Origin of the sequence: Comamonas sp. GB3 AK4-5, from assembly GCF_041320665.1 — a bacterium.
GTDB lineage: Bacteria > Pseudomonadota > Gammaproteobacteria > Burkholderiales > Burkholderiaceae_C > Comamonas.
This window is the reverse complement of the sequence record NZ_CP166730.1, coordinates 761,588-777,914: the sequence shown is the minus strand read 5'-3', so window position 1 is coordinate 777,914 and position 16,327 is coordinate 761,588. Positions and strand designations below refer to the sequence as shown.

Annotated in this window: 11 protein-coding genes; 7 read left to right on the top strand and 4 right to left on the bottom strand. The window is 65.4% G+C overall.

The window, feature by feature from the left end; genetic code table 11:
• Nucleotides 1–15: 15 nt before the first annotated feature.
• A complete protein-coding gene (locus ACA027_RS03305; protein WP_370680980.1) occupies nt 16–2,913 on the bottom strand; it encodes an Hsp70 family protein in 2,898 nt (965 codons plus the stop codon).
• Between the two features lie 249 nt (nt 2,914–3,162).
• Between ACA027_RS03305 and ACA027_RS03300 the strand changes: the two genes are divergently transcribed.
• Nucleotides 3,163–4,182 carry a porin gene (locus tag ACA027_RS03300; RefSeq protein ID WP_370680979.1) on the top strand — a complete coding sequence of 340 codons (1,020 nt, stop codon included), beginning with the start codon at nt 3,163–3,165 and terminating at the stop codon, nt 4,180–4,182.
• Between the two features lie 223 nt (nt 4,183–4,405).
• Here the strand turns inward: ACA027_RS03300 and ACA027_RS03295 are convergent, their stop codons facing one another.
• Together ACA027_RS03295 and ACA027_RS03290 are read right to left on the bottom strand one after the other, a co-directional pair.
• Nucleotides 4,406–6,274 (bottom strand): Hsp70 family protein, encoded by a 1,869-nt coding sequence (locus ACA027_RS03295; protein ID WP_370680978.1) that lies wholly within the window; start codon nt 6,272–6,274, stop codon nt 4,406–4,408.
• A gap of 2 nt (nt 6,275–6,276) precedes the next feature.
• Nucleotides 6,277–6,942 carry a DUF2760 domain-containing protein gene (locus tag ACA027_RS03290; protein ID WP_370680977.1) on the bottom strand — a complete coding sequence of 222 codons (666 nt, stop codon included), beginning with the start codon at nt 6,940–6,942 and terminating at the stop codon, nt 6,277–6,279.
• Between the two features lie 374 nt (nt 6,943–7,316).
• Here ACA027_RS03290 and ACA027_RS03285 point away from each other — a divergent pair, with 374 nt between their 5' ends.
• A complete protein-coding gene (locus ACA027_RS03285; RefSeq protein ID WP_370680976.1) occupies nt 7,317–8,207 on the top strand; it encodes a transporter substrate-binding domain-containing protein in 891 nt (296 codons plus the stop codon).
• Nucleotides 8,208–8,493: 286 nt separating this feature from the next.
• On the opposite strand, the gene ACA027_RS03280 is transcribed toward ACA027_RS03285, so the two are convergent.
• A complete protein-coding gene (locus tag ACA027_RS03280; protein WP_370680975.1) occupies nt 8,494–9,423 on the bottom strand; it encodes a LysR family transcriptional regulator in 930 nt (309 codons plus the stop codon).
• Between the two features lie 170 nt (nt 9,424–9,593).
• Here ACA027_RS03280 and ACA027_RS03275 point away from each other — a divergent pair, with 170 nt between their 5' ends.
• The 5 genes from ACA027_RS03275 (at nt 9,594) to ACA027_RS03255 (ending at nt 16,031) form a co-directional block, all read left to right on the top strand.
• Complete coding sequence (locus tag ACA027_RS03275) at nt 9,594–11,033, top strand: VOC family protein (RefSeq protein ID WP_370680974.1); 1,440 nt, start codon at nt 9,594–9,596, stop codon at nt 11,031–11,033.
• The gene (locus ACA027_RS03270; RefSeq protein WP_370680973.1) at nt 11,030–12,274 is read left to right on the top strand and encodes a PLP-dependent aminotransferase family protein; all 1,245 of its coding nucleotides are present in this window, start codon (nt 11,030–11,032) and stop codon (nt 12,272–12,274) included. The genes ACA027_RS03275 and ACA027_RS03270 overlap by 4 nt, the downstream gene beginning before the upstream one ends.
• A gap of 295 nt (nt 12,275–12,569) precedes the next feature.
• Entirely contained in the window at nt 12,570–12,749 is a 180-nt protein-coding gene (locus ACA027_RS03265) for a hypothetical protein (RefSeq protein ID WP_370680972.1), read from the top strand.
• Nucleotides 12,750–12,902: 153 nt separating this feature from the next.
• Nucleotides 12,903–13,763: a hypothetical protein gene (locus ACA027_RS03260; RefSeq protein WP_370680971.1), complete on the top strand. Its 861-nt coding sequence runs from the start codon at nt 12,903–12,905 to the stop codon at nt 13,761–13,763.
• Nucleotides 13,764–14,084: 321 nt separating this feature from the next.
• Complete coding sequence (locus ACA027_RS03255; RefSeq protein ID WP_370680970.1) at nt 14,085–16,031, top strand: cytochrome c/FTR1 family iron permease; 1,947 nt, start codon at nt 14,085–14,087, stop codon at nt 16,029–16,031.
• Nucleotides 16,032–16,327 lie beyond the last annotated feature (296 nt).

Here is a 16,327-nt window from a genome sequence, read left to right as displayed (position 1 = left end):
CGTCCCTACGTCCTCTCACAACAGCACCAGCCCCGGCGGCAGACTATCTCCCAGGCTGCGTTTCTGGTCTTCTGCCGCCATCTGCACCACCTGCTCGACCATGGCGACCCAGCGCTCGGGTGCACCTGCAGCCCGCATTTTTTCCAGCACCTGGGCGCGCACGACATCGGGTAGGTCACGCGCACGGTCGCCGGTCATGCGGGTGATTTGCACGGCGGCAAACATGGCTGTTTCGTTCTTGCGCCAGTCCTGGGCCAGGGTGGCGCTCAGAAACTCCTGGGCAGCCTCGGGCGGCATCACCAGATGGGCATTGGCGGCCAATGACTGGCGTGCGGCCAAGCGGCCTATGGCCCACCAGGTGTGCACGGTCTCATCCGGGCGCTTCAAACGCTGCAGCATCCACTGGCCCATTTCCTGGCGGTACTGCCAGGGCACGGCCTCCATGGCGGCAAACAGGCGCAGCATGTCGTCATAGCTGCCGTGGCTGCTCTTGCCGCCGGAGCGTGTGGTTTGTTGCACCGCTTTTTGCATCTGGCCGGCCACGGCCTCCAGCAGTTGCAGCTGCTGCTCCGCATTCAGGCCGGCGGCCACGCGGCGCCAGAACACCCACCACTCCGTCCAGTTGGCGGTCTCTTTGCCATGGGCCAAGCCCTGGTCATACAAGGCCCAGACCTGCTCCACGCGCCAGGTATCGAGCTGGGCGCCCACGCCGGGGCGCAGACACCAGCCGGCCAGGTTCAGCCACACGCGCTCATGCTCGGGCGTGCGACGGCGGCGCTTGGCGCGGGCCAGCAGCGCATCAAACAAGGCGCGCAGCAGGGCCACATCCCATGCCTCGCGCGGGCCCAGGATTTTTTCCAGCGACTGGCGCAGCTGGCGCACCTCTTTGGCCTCTACGTCCTGCGACTGGTTGCCAAAGATACGTTCGATCTGAGCCACGGCCTGGGGCAGCTGGCGGTCGTCGGATTGCAAGCTTTTTTGGTCTGCAACGCTGGCTGCATCTGCACTGCCAGCATCGTTTTTCATAGCAGCACCACGCAGCTGAAAAGGCAGCAGCCAGGACTGCGCTGCATCATCCACCGCCACGCAGCGCACCTCCAGCGTGCCCAGCTCGCTCATGCAGGCCTGCAGCTGCACCTCGATCTGGGCCGTGCTGCGCCCTTGGCTCAGCGCCTCAGGGGCCGGCAGCACGGTGGCAATCGGTGGCAGCTCCACCCAGCCATCGCCTTGCAACGGGGCAATCTGCCCGGCCTGGGCCGGCTGGCCGCTGCTGTGTGCCAGCAAGCTGAAGCGCACGGCCTGGCCCAGCCTGAGCGCAAAGCGCCGGCCCGTGAGCAACAGGCGCACGCCTTCTTCGGTGCCGCGCGGCAGCAGACACAGGCCCTGGGGGGCCTCGCCCGCCTTGCCCGGCAGCAGCAGCCAGTAGCTGCGTGCCGCGCCGCCGCCAATTTGCGGCACCATGGATTTGGGAGCTGCAGGTGCTGATGGGGATTGCGCTGCAGGCGTATTTTGCTCAGACCTATGCCTGGCCTGCTGGGTCAGGCCATGGGCTGCCGCACCCCGTGCCACGGCCCAGTCCGGGTGCGGGTTGTGCAGCACGCGCACGGGGCTGCCGCGCCAGTCACTGAGCTGCTGGGCCAGGCGCTGGGCAATGGCGGCTGCATGGAAGACGCCGCCATTGAGCAGCACGGTGTCCGGCAGGGTATCGGAAAGAGCAGGGCCCGCATGCTGGGCCAAAAACTGCGCCAGATGCCGGGTGATGGCCGCATCGGCCGGATAGGGCAGGCCCAGGCCACGCAGTCCGCCCTGGCGCCTGGCCGGGGTATCTGCCAGCTGCACCTGCGGAAAGAATCCGTCCACCACGCAGTGCTGCACCTGGGCGCGCGTGAGCGTGGCGGACTGGGTGGCGGCTAGCAGCCGGCTGCCCGCGCCCAGCAGGGTGACGGCCACCTGCTCGGGCGCGTTCGCAGCCAATAGCTGCTCCTTGGCCTGGCGGCAGCGCTGCACCAACTGGGCAAAGCGGGCGGCCGTGAGCCTGCCGCCTTCGCCCGCAAACTGGGGCTCGAGCTGGTGGGCCAGGGCCAGGTCCATGTTATCCCCCCCCAGCATCAGATGCTCGCCCACGGCGGTGCGGGTGAGCGTGGGCAGGCCACCATGCGGGGCGCCCGGCTCTGCGGTGTCCACGCGAATCAGGCTCAGATCGGTGGTGCCACCGCCCACGTCCACCACCAGCACCAGGCGGCTGTCCGCCAGTTGCGTGACCAGGGCATCGCCTTGCAGCAACAGCCAGTCGTGGAAAGCGGCCTTGGGCTCTTCCAGCAGCTGCACCTGGGGCAGGCCGGCCAGCTGGGCTGCCTCCAGCGTCAGCGCCCGCGCGCCTTCGTCAAACGACGCCGGCACCGTCAGCACCAGGGCCTGCTGTGCCAGCGGGGCCTCGGGGTGTGCTGCATCCCAGGCCGATTTCACATGGGCCAGATAGCTGGCAGAGGCCTGCACGGGCGAGACCTTGGCCACATCGTCACCGCCTCCCCAGGGCAGTATGGCGGCGCTGCGGTCCACGCCCTGGTGCGACAGCCAGCTCTTGGCGCTGGCCACCAGGCGCCCCGGCACAGCGGCCCCCAGCTCGCGTGCCCAACGGCCGATGACGGCGGGTCCTGCCTCGCTCGCCCCCTGCGGCGGCCAGGGCTGTTGCCAGGCATCCCCCAGCTCACCCACCGCTGCCTGGTAGCGCACCGAGGGCAGCAACGGCTGGGCAATCACCTCCCCCGCGCTGCTGCGCTGGGGAATGGGCAGCAGCGCGATACAGGGCGCAGCCACAGCGACGGTCCCTCCCTCCAACGGGGCATAGGCGGCCACGGTGTGGCTGGTGCCCAGGTCGATGCCGATGGCGTAGGTGGGACGGGGTGGGGACATGGCAATCAAGGGGGCAAACCGGGTTCTATCTGTGAGCAATCGTAGCAAGCCCGGCCAAGCCCTTGCATCTGCCGGTGTGCCGCAGCGCAAGCCAGCACCAGCCATGGGCGCCACACAAACTGTTGCACCGCCCTGGCATGCAACTTGCCATTCAAGCACAGGCAGACCTTTGCGGAATGCCCTCGTGCACGCGCGTTCGACCCGATTGCTTGGACCCTCCCCACTTCATTCACGATCCGGACCACCACCATGCGCACCAAGACCTCTGTGATGATTGCCATGCTGACCACCGCCAGCAACAGCGCCGTTTGGGCGCAAAGCGACCTCCGCATCTACGGCCGCATCAACACCTCGATAGAGCGGCAGACCGTGGGCGGAAACAGCGTGACCGCCATGGTCAACAACAACTCCCGCATAGGCTTTCTGGGCAGCGAATCGCTGGGCCAGGGCATGAAGGCAGGCTTTGCACTGGAGGCGGGCTTTCAGTCCGACACGGGAGCCGGCATGCTGGCCGATGGCGGCATGTCTTTCAAGCGCAACAGCAATGTCTATCTGGCCGGAAATTTCGGCCAGCTTTCGATGGGTATGACTGGGGGGCGCTCCTATGATTTTGTCGCCGACTACGGAGTTCTGGACCAGCCCAACCACGATACGGGTGCAGTATCCGACGCGCTCTACCACATCGTCACAAGGGGTAGCAATGGCATCGCTTACACCTCTCCCACCGTGAATGGACTGACAGTGGTGAGTGCCGTCTCCCTGCATGAAAGAGATCCCGACAGCACCCAGAAAAACAGCTATGACCTGGCGGCCAACTGGGCACTGGGCGCCTGGTCACTGGCGGCAGGCTATTCTCACCATGGCGACAGCAGCCAATGGGGCCTGCGTGCGCACTACACCGCGGGCCCTTTCCAGATTGCGGCCTACTTTCAGCGCGCCACCGATGCCTTGGGCCTGGCTTGCAACAACGGCGGTGCAGCCTGCGGCCAGCGCAATAACGCACGCGTGAGCGCCATGTACACGGCAGGCGCCGCCCAGTTTGTCGTTGGCTATGGTGCAACCGGCCAATGGGACCAGGTGGCCGACAGCAGCGCCCGCCAGCTGATGCTGGGCTGCAACTACAACCTCAGCCGCCGCACCAAGGTCTATGCCCTCTACACCAAGCTGGATAACAGCGCGAACGTGAAATATGGCTATGGCTTTAAAAACGGGGTGGCCTTTGGCCAGGATGCGCGCACCATGGGGGTGGGGTTGCGGCATGAGTTTTGAAGCCCTAAGTCGCCTGCGAAGCGACTGATTGGTTATAGCTTCACGACGAATTGTGCTGCTGTGCGAACATGACATCCAGAGGCCGGGTCTCACCCCGGCTTCGGAATATCAATTCACAGCAGCGCCTGAGACGAATAGCCAATCGGGCGAAGAGTTCGTCACGACACAAAAAAAGCCCGCCAACTTTGCAGTCAGCGGACTTTCGCTTGATAAGCAACAAGCTTTATTCAGCTGCTTCGGACGTCTGCGCCCGCACATCCAACTCCACCTTCCAACGCTCGCTGCCGCCCACGGGCACTGCATTGAGCTCCAGCGTGCCGATGTCGGTGACGCGGGCCACCAAGGTCACAGGTACCACCTCACCGGCAGCGCGGCCGGAGGCGGGCAGGTTCAGTTCAATCTCTTGCAGCTCGACCAGCTCTTCCGGGCCCCAGAAGTCCAGCATGGTGCCGACCGCATCGCTGCGGCGCACGCTGGAACCAAAAAAGCGCAGGCGCACCGGCTCGCCCACGACCAGGCCGAACTCTTGCGCGTCCAGGGCCACTTCCGTGCCCTCTTCCATGCCAAAGGGCGCCAGGCACAGGGCCGAGATGGGGGGCTCCATGCCAGGGATGGCGGGCATATTGCTCTCCACGCCCACGTAGTAGCTTTGCGCCGTGCCACCGCGTATGCGCATGCCACGGCCTGAGCCCGCAATATGGCCAAAGTAGGCCGCACCACGGGCCACGGCCAGGTCCAGATTGGCGCCCTCCAGCAGGCGGGCGCTCTCGCAGGCCTCTTCATCCAGCCAGCCGTTGATGACGTCCAGAATGCGCTGCTCGATCTGGGGCGCCTTGAGCACGCCACCGTTGAACAAAACAGCCGTGGGGTGCAAAAAGGTGGAGCCCTCCACCTGGTCACCTTGTACGCCTTCAATCTCGGCCAGGGCATTGACCTGGCGGGTCAAAAAGGCGGCCAGATGGCGGGTGACTGCGGCATCCTGTGCATAGGGCAGGCCCAGCTGCGTGAGCGCGCCACGGGCACGGGTTTGGGGCTTGTCACTGACGGCCACCTTGGGGAAGAAGCCTTCGACCAACATGGCCAGCACTTCATCACACGTGACTTCGGTGCGGATGCTGCCGCCAATCAACTTGCTTCCCCGGCTGGGCACGACCACGGGCACGGACTGCAGCGTGGCGTCGGCCAGCAACTGCTCCTTGGCGGCGCGGCAGCCATGGGCCAGGGCCCGGGTCTGCCAGGCGTCCAATGGCTTGCCCTCTTGCGCCAGCTTGCGGGCCACACCATAGGCCAGGGCCAGGTCCATATTGTCGCCACCCAAAAGGATGTGCTCGCCCACGGCAATGCGCTGCAGCTCCAGATTGCCTTCACGCTCCAGCACTGCAATCAGCGACAGGTCGGTGGTGCCACCGCCCACGTCCACCACCAGGATGATGTCGCCATGGCGGACCTGCTTGCGCCAGTCACCGCCGCTGGCCTGAATCCAGCTGTACAGCGCGGCCTGCGGTTCTTCCAGCAGCGTGAGGTTTTGAAAACCTGCGGCCTTGCAGGCCTCGGCCGTCAGCTCGCGCGCAGCGGGGTCGAACGAGGCGGGGATGGTGACGGTGATGTCCTGCTCGGCAAAAGGCGCCTCGGGATGGGCCTGTTCCCAGGCCCAGCGCAGATGCTGCAGATAGCGGGTGGATGCCGTCAGCGGCGAGATGCGGCTGACTTCTTCGGGCGCATCGGCCGGCAAAATGCCGGCGCGGCGGTCCACACCGGGGTGGCACAGCCAGCTCTTGGCGCTGCTCACCAAGCGAATGGGCGTGGCCGCGCCCCGTGCGCGGGCGAATTCACCGGCGATGAAGTCTTGCGCTGCGGCGCCGGGCAACGTGCGCTCGGCCTCGCTCAGTTCGCTCTCATGCGGCAGATAGAGAAAAGACGGCAGCAGCGGCAGGGCCTGCACGCTGGCCGGGGCGGTGAGCTGGGGAATGGGCAGCACCTGCTGCTGCACTTGCTCGCCATCGCTGGCGACCTTGTCCACATAGGACAGGGCGCAGTGCGTGGTACCCAGGTCGATGCCAATGCTGAATTTGGCGTTCTGGTTCTGGTTCATGCTCACAGCTCCACCTCGGCCTGGGCAATGATGGCAGCGGCCTTGGCATCGGTGAGCTGGGGCAGCTTGACCTCGCTGACCTGCCAGCCGCGATGACCCAGGGTGCCGGTAAAGGGGGCCTGGCCCACCACATTGCCCGTCAGGCGCACGGCTGCGGCATCAAAGCCTGCCTGCAGCGTGATACGGCTGCCTTCGGCCTCGGTACGCACGGGGGAAAGCGTGAAATGCGCGCCCAGCACCTTGCGGCAGCCTTGGTGCACCACGCGGGCGGCGGCGCCGATTTCGGCATCGGTATAGGGCGCCACTTCTTCCTGGATAAAGTCCACAAAGCGTGCCTCGCGCTGCAACAGGCCCAGCAGTTGCAGGGCGGCGGTGTCGGTGGCGACTTCCACGGTCTTTTCGACCAGTTTTTCTACCGGTTTCTCCACCACCTTCTCGACGATTTTTTCGACCGGCACTTCCACGCGGACTTCGACGATCTTCTCGATGATTTTTTCCACTGGCACTTCCACACGCACCTCCTGGGGTGCGGCGTCGGCGGCCAGGGCCTCGCCGGCGCGCAGGCGCACCACATCGGCGGCCAGGCGACCATTGCCCAGGATGGCGAAAAAGCTGCCGATGGCAATCGCGATGCGGCTCAGGAATGAGGGAGGGGTGTGGGTGTTCATGAAATCTGTCTCGAATGAGGTCCGCGCGGACCCGGTGCATTCCGGGCCTGGCACTCAGAAACTCAAGCTGCGCTGACCGAAAAAGGAGCAGGCCGGCGGCTGCGGCACGGCCTTGCTGACCAGGCCGCGCACACCCCAATCTGGCGCGCGCGGGCCCGTGAAATAGGCGCGGATGTTAACCAAAAAGCGGGGCCACCCTCTGCGCTATGGCTTTGCGCCCGGCTGTGCATGGCCGCAAGTCATACGCTGCATGAATGACCTTCTTCCATTTCATCGTTATGACGATGCACTTATTTACCGGATAGTTGAGACAAGCACTTGACAAAAAACCCCGCGCACTAGCAACCACCTACTACTCAAGGAGACTCTCCCTCATGCGCTCTATGACCGCGAACATCGCACTGGCATGTACCGCCCTGCTGGCCACCTTTGGTGCCCAGGCCCAGACCACATTGGAAAAAATCCAGAAAAGCGGCAAGGTCGTGATCGGTGTGCGCGAAAGCTCGGCCCCCATGGCCTACGCCCTGGGCTCCATGCAAAAGTACGTGGGCTACCACGTCGAGCTGTGCGAGAAGGTGCTGGCCCAGATCGTGCCCAGCGCAAAAATCGAATACATGGCCATCACTGCCCAGAACACCCTGCCCCTGGTGCAAAACGGCACCGTGGACCTGGGCTGCGGCCCCACGACCAACAACCTCAGCCGCCAAAAACAGGTGTCGTTTGCCGTCACCACCTATGTCAGCCAGGTGCGCATGGCCGTGCGTGCGGACTCGCCCATCACCTCGTTCAAACAGCTCGATGGCAAGACCGTGGCCGCCTCGGCCGGCACCACCGCCGTGCAGCTGCTGCGCAAATACAGCCATGAGCACAGCATCAAGCTGCCGACCCAGCTGGGCAAGGACCATTTCGAGAGTTTTTTGATGCTGGAATCCGGCCGCGCCGACGCCTTTGTGCTGGACGACAACCTGCTGGCCGGCGTGATCGCCAACTCCAAGGACCCCAAGGGCTACAAGCTGGTGGGCGAGGTGCTGGGCTCCGAACCCATCGCCCTGCTGATGCGCAAGGACGACCCCACATTCAAGAAAGCCGTGGATGACGCCCTGGTGGGCATGATGAAGTCCGGCGAAGTAGCCAAGGTCTATGACAAATGGTTCACCCAGCCCATCCCCCCCAAGGACATGCCGCTGAACCTGCCCATGAGCGACACCTTGAAGCAGTTGCTGCAGGCACCCAATGACAAGCCGCTGGAAGCCTATAACAGCTGAGCCACGCTCCGCTTATTGATAGCAGTCGATGCCTGAACCCGCTGGGGTTCAGGCATTTTTACTTTGGTAACCCAGCAAGCACCTGCAAGAGATGCTCATTTTTCAAGCACAAGCTTTGCGGACTTCACTGCAGCCGGAGCGGGCCAAGGCAGCATAGTGGGCTTCCACACCCAACCCCAACGGTCAGACGACGCTTCAGGCTAGGCGTCTCGCCCGCAGACAGTATCGAGATACGGCAAGGGCGAGCAACAACGCATGAAGCGTCGTATGACCGCCTCCAAACGATTCACTCACCCAAGTCACAAGTCGAGAAGTCTTGCGCAGCCTGCTGCAGCCAAGAACGAAAAGCTTGTAGCGGTGGATAGGCTGCGCGGCTGGTGGGCCAGGCAAGGTAATAACGCTCGGCGCTTTCCATCTCCGGCAACTGCGGCAGCGCCTGCACCAGCCCCCCGGTCTGCAGCTCGCGCGTGATGAGGAACTTGGGCAGCAGCGCCACGCCCACACCCGCCATGGCGGCCTGGGCGGCGGTGGCGAACTGGTCAAACAACATGCCCTGTATTTCGCTGCCCTGCCCGCTCTGGCAACCCTGGCTGGCCATCCAGCGCTGCCAGGCGTCGTGGCGCGATGCCAGGTGCAGTAGGGGCGCGCGCAGCAGGTCTTCGGGCCTCGCAAAACCGTACTGGGCGGCCATTTCGGGGCTGCAGGCCGGCACCACGGTCTCGCTCATCAAAAACTCCAACTCGGCACCGGGCCAGTTCGGCAGGCCGAAATGGATGGCGGCATCCACCGCCTCCAGCTGAAAGTCGAACTGCGACAAGCGCGTGGTCAGGTTGATGGTGATGCCCGGGTGGGCGCTGAAAAACTGCGGCAACCGGGGCGCCAGCCAGCGCGTGCCAAAGGTGGGCAGGATGGCCAGGTTCAGGCTGCCGCCCTGGGGGTTGGTGCGAAAGCCCAGCGTGGCATGCGAGATGCGCACCAAGGCCGCGCGAATCTCCTGGGCATAGGCCTGGCCGGCGGCGCTGAGGCGCACGGTCTGGCGCTCGCGCACAAACAGCTCGGTGCCCAGGCGCTCCTCCAGCGCGCGGATCTGGCGGCTGACGGCGCTTTGCGTCAGATGCAGCTCGGCCGCAGCCGCAGTAAAGCTCTGGTGGCGCGCCGAGGCCTCGAAGGCGCAGAGTAAGGACATGGGAGGCAGAAAACGGCGGGACAGCTGCATGGTGGTGGCGATCTGAAAAGGCGAGCATGCAGGCTCATTCCATTTAGGTATGACCTGCAGGCCGGATTATCGTTTGACCAAAGTCAAACCACCGCACACCATGCGGCATATCTCTACGGTCCGGCAGTACGCACGGCCATCCCACGAACCCCTAGCCCTTCTGTTCTGTCATGAGTGCCTCTTCCTCCCCCAGCTCCCGCTTTGTTTCCAGCAACGACATCCGCACGCGTTTTTCGCGCGCCATGTCCGAGATGTACCGCCAGGAAGTGCCGCAATATGGCGCCCTGATCGAGCTGGTGGCCGAGGTCAATGCACAGACGCTGAAGGCCGATCCGCAACTGGCCGCGCGCATGGCCCACAGCGGTGAACTGGAGCGCCTGGATGTGGAGCGGCACGGCGCGATCCGCGTGGGCACGGCCGAGGAGCTGGCCACGCTGCGCCGCCTGTTTGCCGTGATGGGCATGGAGCCCGTGGGCTATTACGACCTCTCGGTGGCCGGCGTGCCCGTGCACTCCACGGCCTTCCGCCCCGTGACGGACGCGGCCCTGCTGGCCAATCCGTTTCGCGTTTTCACCTCGCTGCTGCGCCTGGAGCTGATCGCCGATGCGGCGCTGCGCGCCCAGGCCGCCGAGATACTGGCCCGCCGCCAGATCTTCACCGCCCGCGCTCTGGAGCTCATCGCCCAGGCCGAGCGCGATGGCGGTCTGAACAGCGCAGACGCCGACGCCTTTGTGCAAGAAGCGCTGGAGACCTTCCGCTGGCACAGCGATGCCACGGTGGATGCCGCCAGCTACGACGCGCTGCAAAAATCCCACCGCCTGGTGGCCGATGTGGTGTGCTTCAAGGGCCCCCACATCAACCATTTGACGCCGCGCACCCTGGACATTGACGCCGCCCAGGCCGGCATGCCCGCACGCGGTATGGACGCCAAGGATGTGGTCGAAGGCCCGCCCCGCCGCGCCTGCCCGGTTCTGCTGCGCCAGACCAGCTTCAAGGCCTTGAAGGAAGCCATACGCTTTACCGATGCCGATAACGGTGGCACCGGCAGCGGCGCCCACACTGCGCGCTTTGGCGAGATCGAGCAACGCGGCGTGGCCCTGACCCGCAAAGGCCGTGCGCTGTATGACGAGCTGCTGGCCCAGGTGCGCAGCATGGACAACGCCGGCAGCGCCGCCCCGGATTACGCCGGCCGCCTGCAGCAGGTCTTTACCCAGTTCCCCGACACCCATGCCGCGCTGCGCCAGCAAGGCCTGGCCTTTTACCGCTACAGCCTGACCGAACAAGGCCAGGCACAGGCTGGCAAAGTGGATGCAGAAGCAGACCTGGAAGCCCTGATCACCCAAGGCCTGGTGCAGGCCGAGCCCATCACCTACGAAGACTTTCTACCCGTGAGCGCGGCCGGCATCTTCCAGTCCAACCTGGGTGGCGAGGAGCAAAAACAATACCAGGCCCATGCGGCCCAGCAGGTGTTTGAGCTGGCACTGGGCGCCCAGGTGCACGACGAAATCGCGCTGTATGCAGGCTCGCAGCAGCAATCCATGGAGCAGGTGCGCAAGGCCTTGACCGGCGCAAGTGCGGACGCAGCTGCGCTGGCCGAGGCCCAGGTATGAGCCTGGCCCCTTTTGCAGCCAGCTTTGCCGAGCCCGCGGGCTCGCCCATACGCGAGCTGTTTCCCTATCTGTCACGCCCCGGCATGATCTCGCTGGCCGGTGGCTATCCCTCGCCCAGCCTGTTTGATGCCGAAGGCCTGTCCCAAGCCGCCCAACAGGCCATGACCCAGGGCGCGGGCGCGCTGCAATACGGCGCCACCGAAGGCCAGCCCGCGCTGCGCGAAGCCCTGGCACAGCAGGCGCAGGAGCGCGGCATGCAAGCCACGCCGGCCGACATTCTGGTCACCACCGGCTCGCAACAGGCCTTTGACCTGCTGGTGCGCGTGCTCATCGAGCCCGGCGACACGGTGCTGGTGGAAGTGCCGGCCTACCCCGCCACGCTGCAGGCCCTGCGCCTGGCCCAGGCCCGCATACTGCCCATTCCCATGGATGCGCAAGGCCTGCAAACCCAGGCCCTGGCCAAGCTGCTGGCCAGTCTGCCCGCGGAACAGCGCCCCAAGCTGCTCTACACCGTGCCCAATTTCTCCAACCCGCGCGGCACCCTGCTGGCGGCCGAGCGCCGCGAGGCCTTGGTGCAACTGGCGGTGCAATACGGCTTTTGGGTGGTGGAAGACGATCCCTATGGCGAGCTGTGTTTTGACGATGCGCAAGGCCAGCCCCTGGCCATGCCCGCCACACTGCGCGCCGTGGGCGAGCGCCTGACAAGCTCTGGCCACAACCCCGTCATCTATCTGTCCAGCCTGTCCAAGACCGTGGCACCCGCGCTGCGCGTGGGCTGGATGCTGGCCGACGCGCCGCTGCTGCGCCGCTGCACCGTGGCCAAGCAAACGGCCGATTTGTGCACCTCACCGCTGACGCAGGCTGTGGCGGCCTGTTATTTACACAGCGGCCGCTACCCGGCCACCGTGCAACGCGCACGCCGTGAATACCAGCGCCGCATGCAGGCCCTGGTGCAAGGCCTGAGTAAAGGGGAGGACAGTGGCGAAGACAGTGGCATACGCTGCACCCGCCCTGCGGGCGGCATGTTTGTCTGGGCCGAGCTGGACCGCCGCGTAGACCCACAGCAGCTGTTTGACGCCGCCATAGCCCAGGGCGTGGTCTATGTGCCCGGCAAGGCTTTCTACCCGGCCGAACCGGATCTGCACACGCTGCGCATGTCGTTTGCCGCGCCCGAGGTGGCGCAGATTGAGCAGGCGGTGCAGCGCTTGCGGGCGGCGGTGAAATCGACGACACCCCCCTGAGCGGCTGCGCCGCTTCCCCCCGCTCTTCGCTCGCTACGCTCGCGGGCAGGGGGACGACACCTGCGCGGCGGGGCGGCCCTTGCGCGGTGTCCCTGGCGAAAGGGGTACGTCATACGGCAGGGGCCTGCCTGATCCCGGTATGACCCCCTCTCCCGTTTGCGGGAGAGGGTGGGAGTGAGGGGCCGCCCCGCAAAGCGCAGCGCTTCGCCAGGCCCGCGCCAGCCCTAAAAAAACAGCGCCCGCTGCACCCCAACAGCACCCACGGCATAATTCGGCCCCAGAGATTTCCACCACCATGGCCTGCCTGCACCTCACCACCGCTGCCCGCTTGCGCCGCTTTGCATTGATTGCAGAGCCGGCTTCGCGTGCCTGCGTGCTGCGTGCGCTGCACACCCGCCGCCATGGCCTGCCGACCGCGTTCGTGAGCCTCAGTGGCGTCACGGCCATGCTTTCCGCCGCCGTGCGGGCGGCATAAGGCACACAGCACTCCCCCCGTACGGCCTCCTCCTCAGCATGCAAGCCGCATGCGCCAAGGCCCCACCACGTCTTCAGCACCACGTCTTAGCGTTTGCTGCCACGGGCCTTGCCACACGCTTGCTTTCGCCACCCGTATCGCGGAGATCTGGTCATGGAAATGGAACTCACCCAAAACTTTTTGCGCGGCAAAAACCCCTGCGCCATGGGCTATCGCTGGTTTGTGCGCAACAACCTCAGCGGCGGCGACTATCAAAACGCCATGGACACCCAGGTGGCCGCCGGCCGCGTGGAAGACGCGCGCTGGCTGCTGCAGAACTTTGGCTCCACCCATGCGGTGCTGGAGGTGGAGCACCTGGAGGCCGACAACCTGGTGTTTGCTGGCACGGTGATCGTGCATGGCGATGTGCGCGTCACCGGCCAGTTGCTGGTGGGGCGCAGCCTGCAGGTGGGTGCCGGCATACGGGCCGGCAGGATCGAGGTCGGCGAAGACCTTCACAGCGGCGGCGCCATCTTCTGTGAGGAACTGCTGCAAGCCGGCGGCAGCATCAAGGCCGCCTGGAGCGTGGAATGCGAGGGCGATATCCGCGCCCAGGAGTTGCGCACGGGCTGGGAGCTGCGCAGCACCGGCCATGTGCAGATCAAGGACAGCGCCCATATCGGGCGCGAGGTCGAGGTGCAAGGCAGCCTGGCCTGCGGCAAAAGCCTGCGCGCGGGCGACAGCATCACGGTGCAGGGCCTGCTGGATGTGGGCCATGGCATGGCGGCCGGCGATCACATCGCTTGCGGCAACCATATCCAGGCCGGTTGGGGCATCAAGTCCCAGGGCGATATCCGCGCGGCCTGCAGCATACGCAGCGGCGAGACCTTGCAAGCCGATGGAGCGATCACGGCCGGAGAAGGCTATGGCGTATTTGCCGGCTTGAGTGTGCAGATGCAGTCCTGGCCCGACTGCGCCTGGGTGCATGCCGCCCACAAGCCTTTGGCCTTGATGAGTGGGCATTGGGCGGGATAAGCCCCCCTGAGTAGCGCCCCCCTGAGTCGCCTTCGGCGCCTTCCCCCCAAGGGGGGACGACAGCCTCGCTGCGGGGCGGCCCTTGCTCGCTGTCTCTGGCTTGGGGCGCGCCGGTTTTGAACGCCAGTGTTCTATGTGGGGAGTTGGATGACAGGTCTGCCGCACCCGTGGGCACTGCCACCGCCAACAACACCAGCATTCCGGAGCAGGTCTGCGAACACGGCCTACGCTGGCATAAGACACAGGGGCAAAAGCGCACGCGACAGGCTGCTCCTGGCAACTCGCTCTAGAATACAAAGAATAATTCTCATTTGCTTTCTTATGCGATTCAAACTCTGGTGGGCCGCCGCATTGCTGTGGTGCGCGTTCACGGGCCAGGCCATGGCCCAAACTTCCCCTTCCGGCAACGAACCCGACGCACGCCAGCTGTGGCAGTTGCTGGACTATGTGGCCGTGGACTACGGCGGCGCCGTGGAGGACGGCAAGATCACCAGCGAGAGCGAATACGAGGAGATGCTGGACTTCACAGCCAATGCCATCAAGCAGATCGAAGTCCTGCCTGAGCATGCCGACAAGGCCCGCGTGGCCGGCGTGATTGCCCAGCTGCGCAGCGCGGTCGAGAAAAAAGAGTCCGGCGATGACGTGGCCCGCCTAGCCCACCAGGCCGCCGACATGCTGGTGGCGGCCTACCCCATTCCGGTGGCCCCCACTTTTGTGCCCGAGCTGTCCAAGGGCGCAGCCCTGTACCAGCAGCTGTGCGCCAGCTGCCACGGTGCCACCGGCGGTGGCGACGGCCCGGCCGCCAAGGGCCTGGACCCCGAACCCATTGCCTTCAACGACGCCGAGCGTGCCAACGCCCGCAGCCTGATGGCGCTCTACCAGGTGGCCTCGCAAGGCGTGGAGGGCACGTCCATGGTCAGCTACGCCACCCTGCCCGAAGAGGATCGCTGGGCCCTGGCCTTTTTCATCGGCAGCATGTCGCATGACGATGCCATGCGCGCCCAGGGCGAGCAGCTGTGGAAGAACGACGCCGCACTGCGTGCCCGCTTCCCCGATATGGCGGCGCTGACCACGGCCACCACGGCAGCCCTGTCCCAGCACATTGCCCCCGAGACCGCACGCGATGTGCTGGCCTATCTGCGCACCCAGCCCAGCGTGATCACCGCGGGCAAGCCCACGGGCGTGGCCCTGTCGCGCCTGCGCCTGGCCGAGAGCCTGGCAGCGCTGAAGGCAGAAGACCGCAACCAGGCCATGAAGCTGGCCCTGTCGGCCTATCTGGACGGTTTCGAGCCGCTGGAGCCCACGATTGCGGCCCGCAACAAGCAGCTGATGATCTCGGTCGAATCGGCCATGATCGCCTACCGCGGCACCATCTCCAAGGGCAGCGTGGCAGAGGCAGAAGCCGCTGCCCAGCAGCTGGAAGACCTGTTCCGCCAGGTGGATGAGGAACTGGGCAACGGCGCCTCCGACGCCACCGCCACCTTTGTCGGCGCCCTCACCATTTTGCTGCGCGAAGGCCTGGAAGCCCTGCTGATCGTGGTGGGCATGATTGCCCTGCTGCGCAAGGCCGGCCGCCCCGACGCGCTGCGCTATGTACACGCAGGCTGGTCCAGCGCCCTGGTGGCCGGTGGCCTGACCTGGGCAGCTGCCACCTACCTGGTTGAAATCAGCGGCGCCAGCCGTGAAGTGACCGAGGGCCTGGGCTCGGTGATTGCCGCCCTGGTGCTGCTGAGCGTGGGCCTGTGGATGCACAGCAAGAGCAGCGCCGGCCGCTGGCAGGCCTATCTGAGCGAGAAGCTCCACGGTGCCATGGGCCAGGGCTCGATGTGGGGCCTGTTCCTGCTGGCCTTTATCTCGGTCTACCGCGAGGTGTTCGAGACCGTGCTGTTCTTCTCGGCCCTGGCCTCGGACGGCCACCACAGCGCCCTGCTGGGCGGCGGCCTCACAGCTGCAGCCCTGCTGACCGTGATCGCCTGGGTGCTGCTGCGCACCAGCGCCCGCATGCCGATTGGCAAGTTCTTCTCTGCCACCTCCATCCTGGTGGCCGTGCTGGCCGTGGTGCTGGTGGGCAAGGGCATGTCCTCGCTGCAGGAAGCCGGCTGGGTCGATGCCACACCCGTCGCCTTCACGCGCATGGAACTGCTGGGCGTCTACCCCACGCTGGAAACGCTGCTGGCCCAGGCCGTGGTGCTGGTCATCCTCATCGCCGGCTTTGCCTACAACCGCTCCGTGGCACGCCGCGAGGCAGTGGCTGCCACCGAGGTCTAACCTCGGCCCTGCTCCAGCGCAGCATGCGCTGGAGACCAGCCCCCAAGCCGGCCCTGCGCCGGCTTTTTTCATGCGCTGGAGTGCTATCAAACTCCATAGCGCCTCACGCAATCAGGCAAAGCGCTGGAGCATTGAAAAACCCGATGAGATACTTATCTCAGACACTGTTGTGAAGTGATATTCCGAAGCAGGGAATTCCCCTTTGCTATCCCCGACCGCAGCGCGAGCAGCGTGACGAAGCATCAGGTGTTCATGGCTCGGAGATAAAGCTCGTCAACGGCACAGCCTACGCAGGG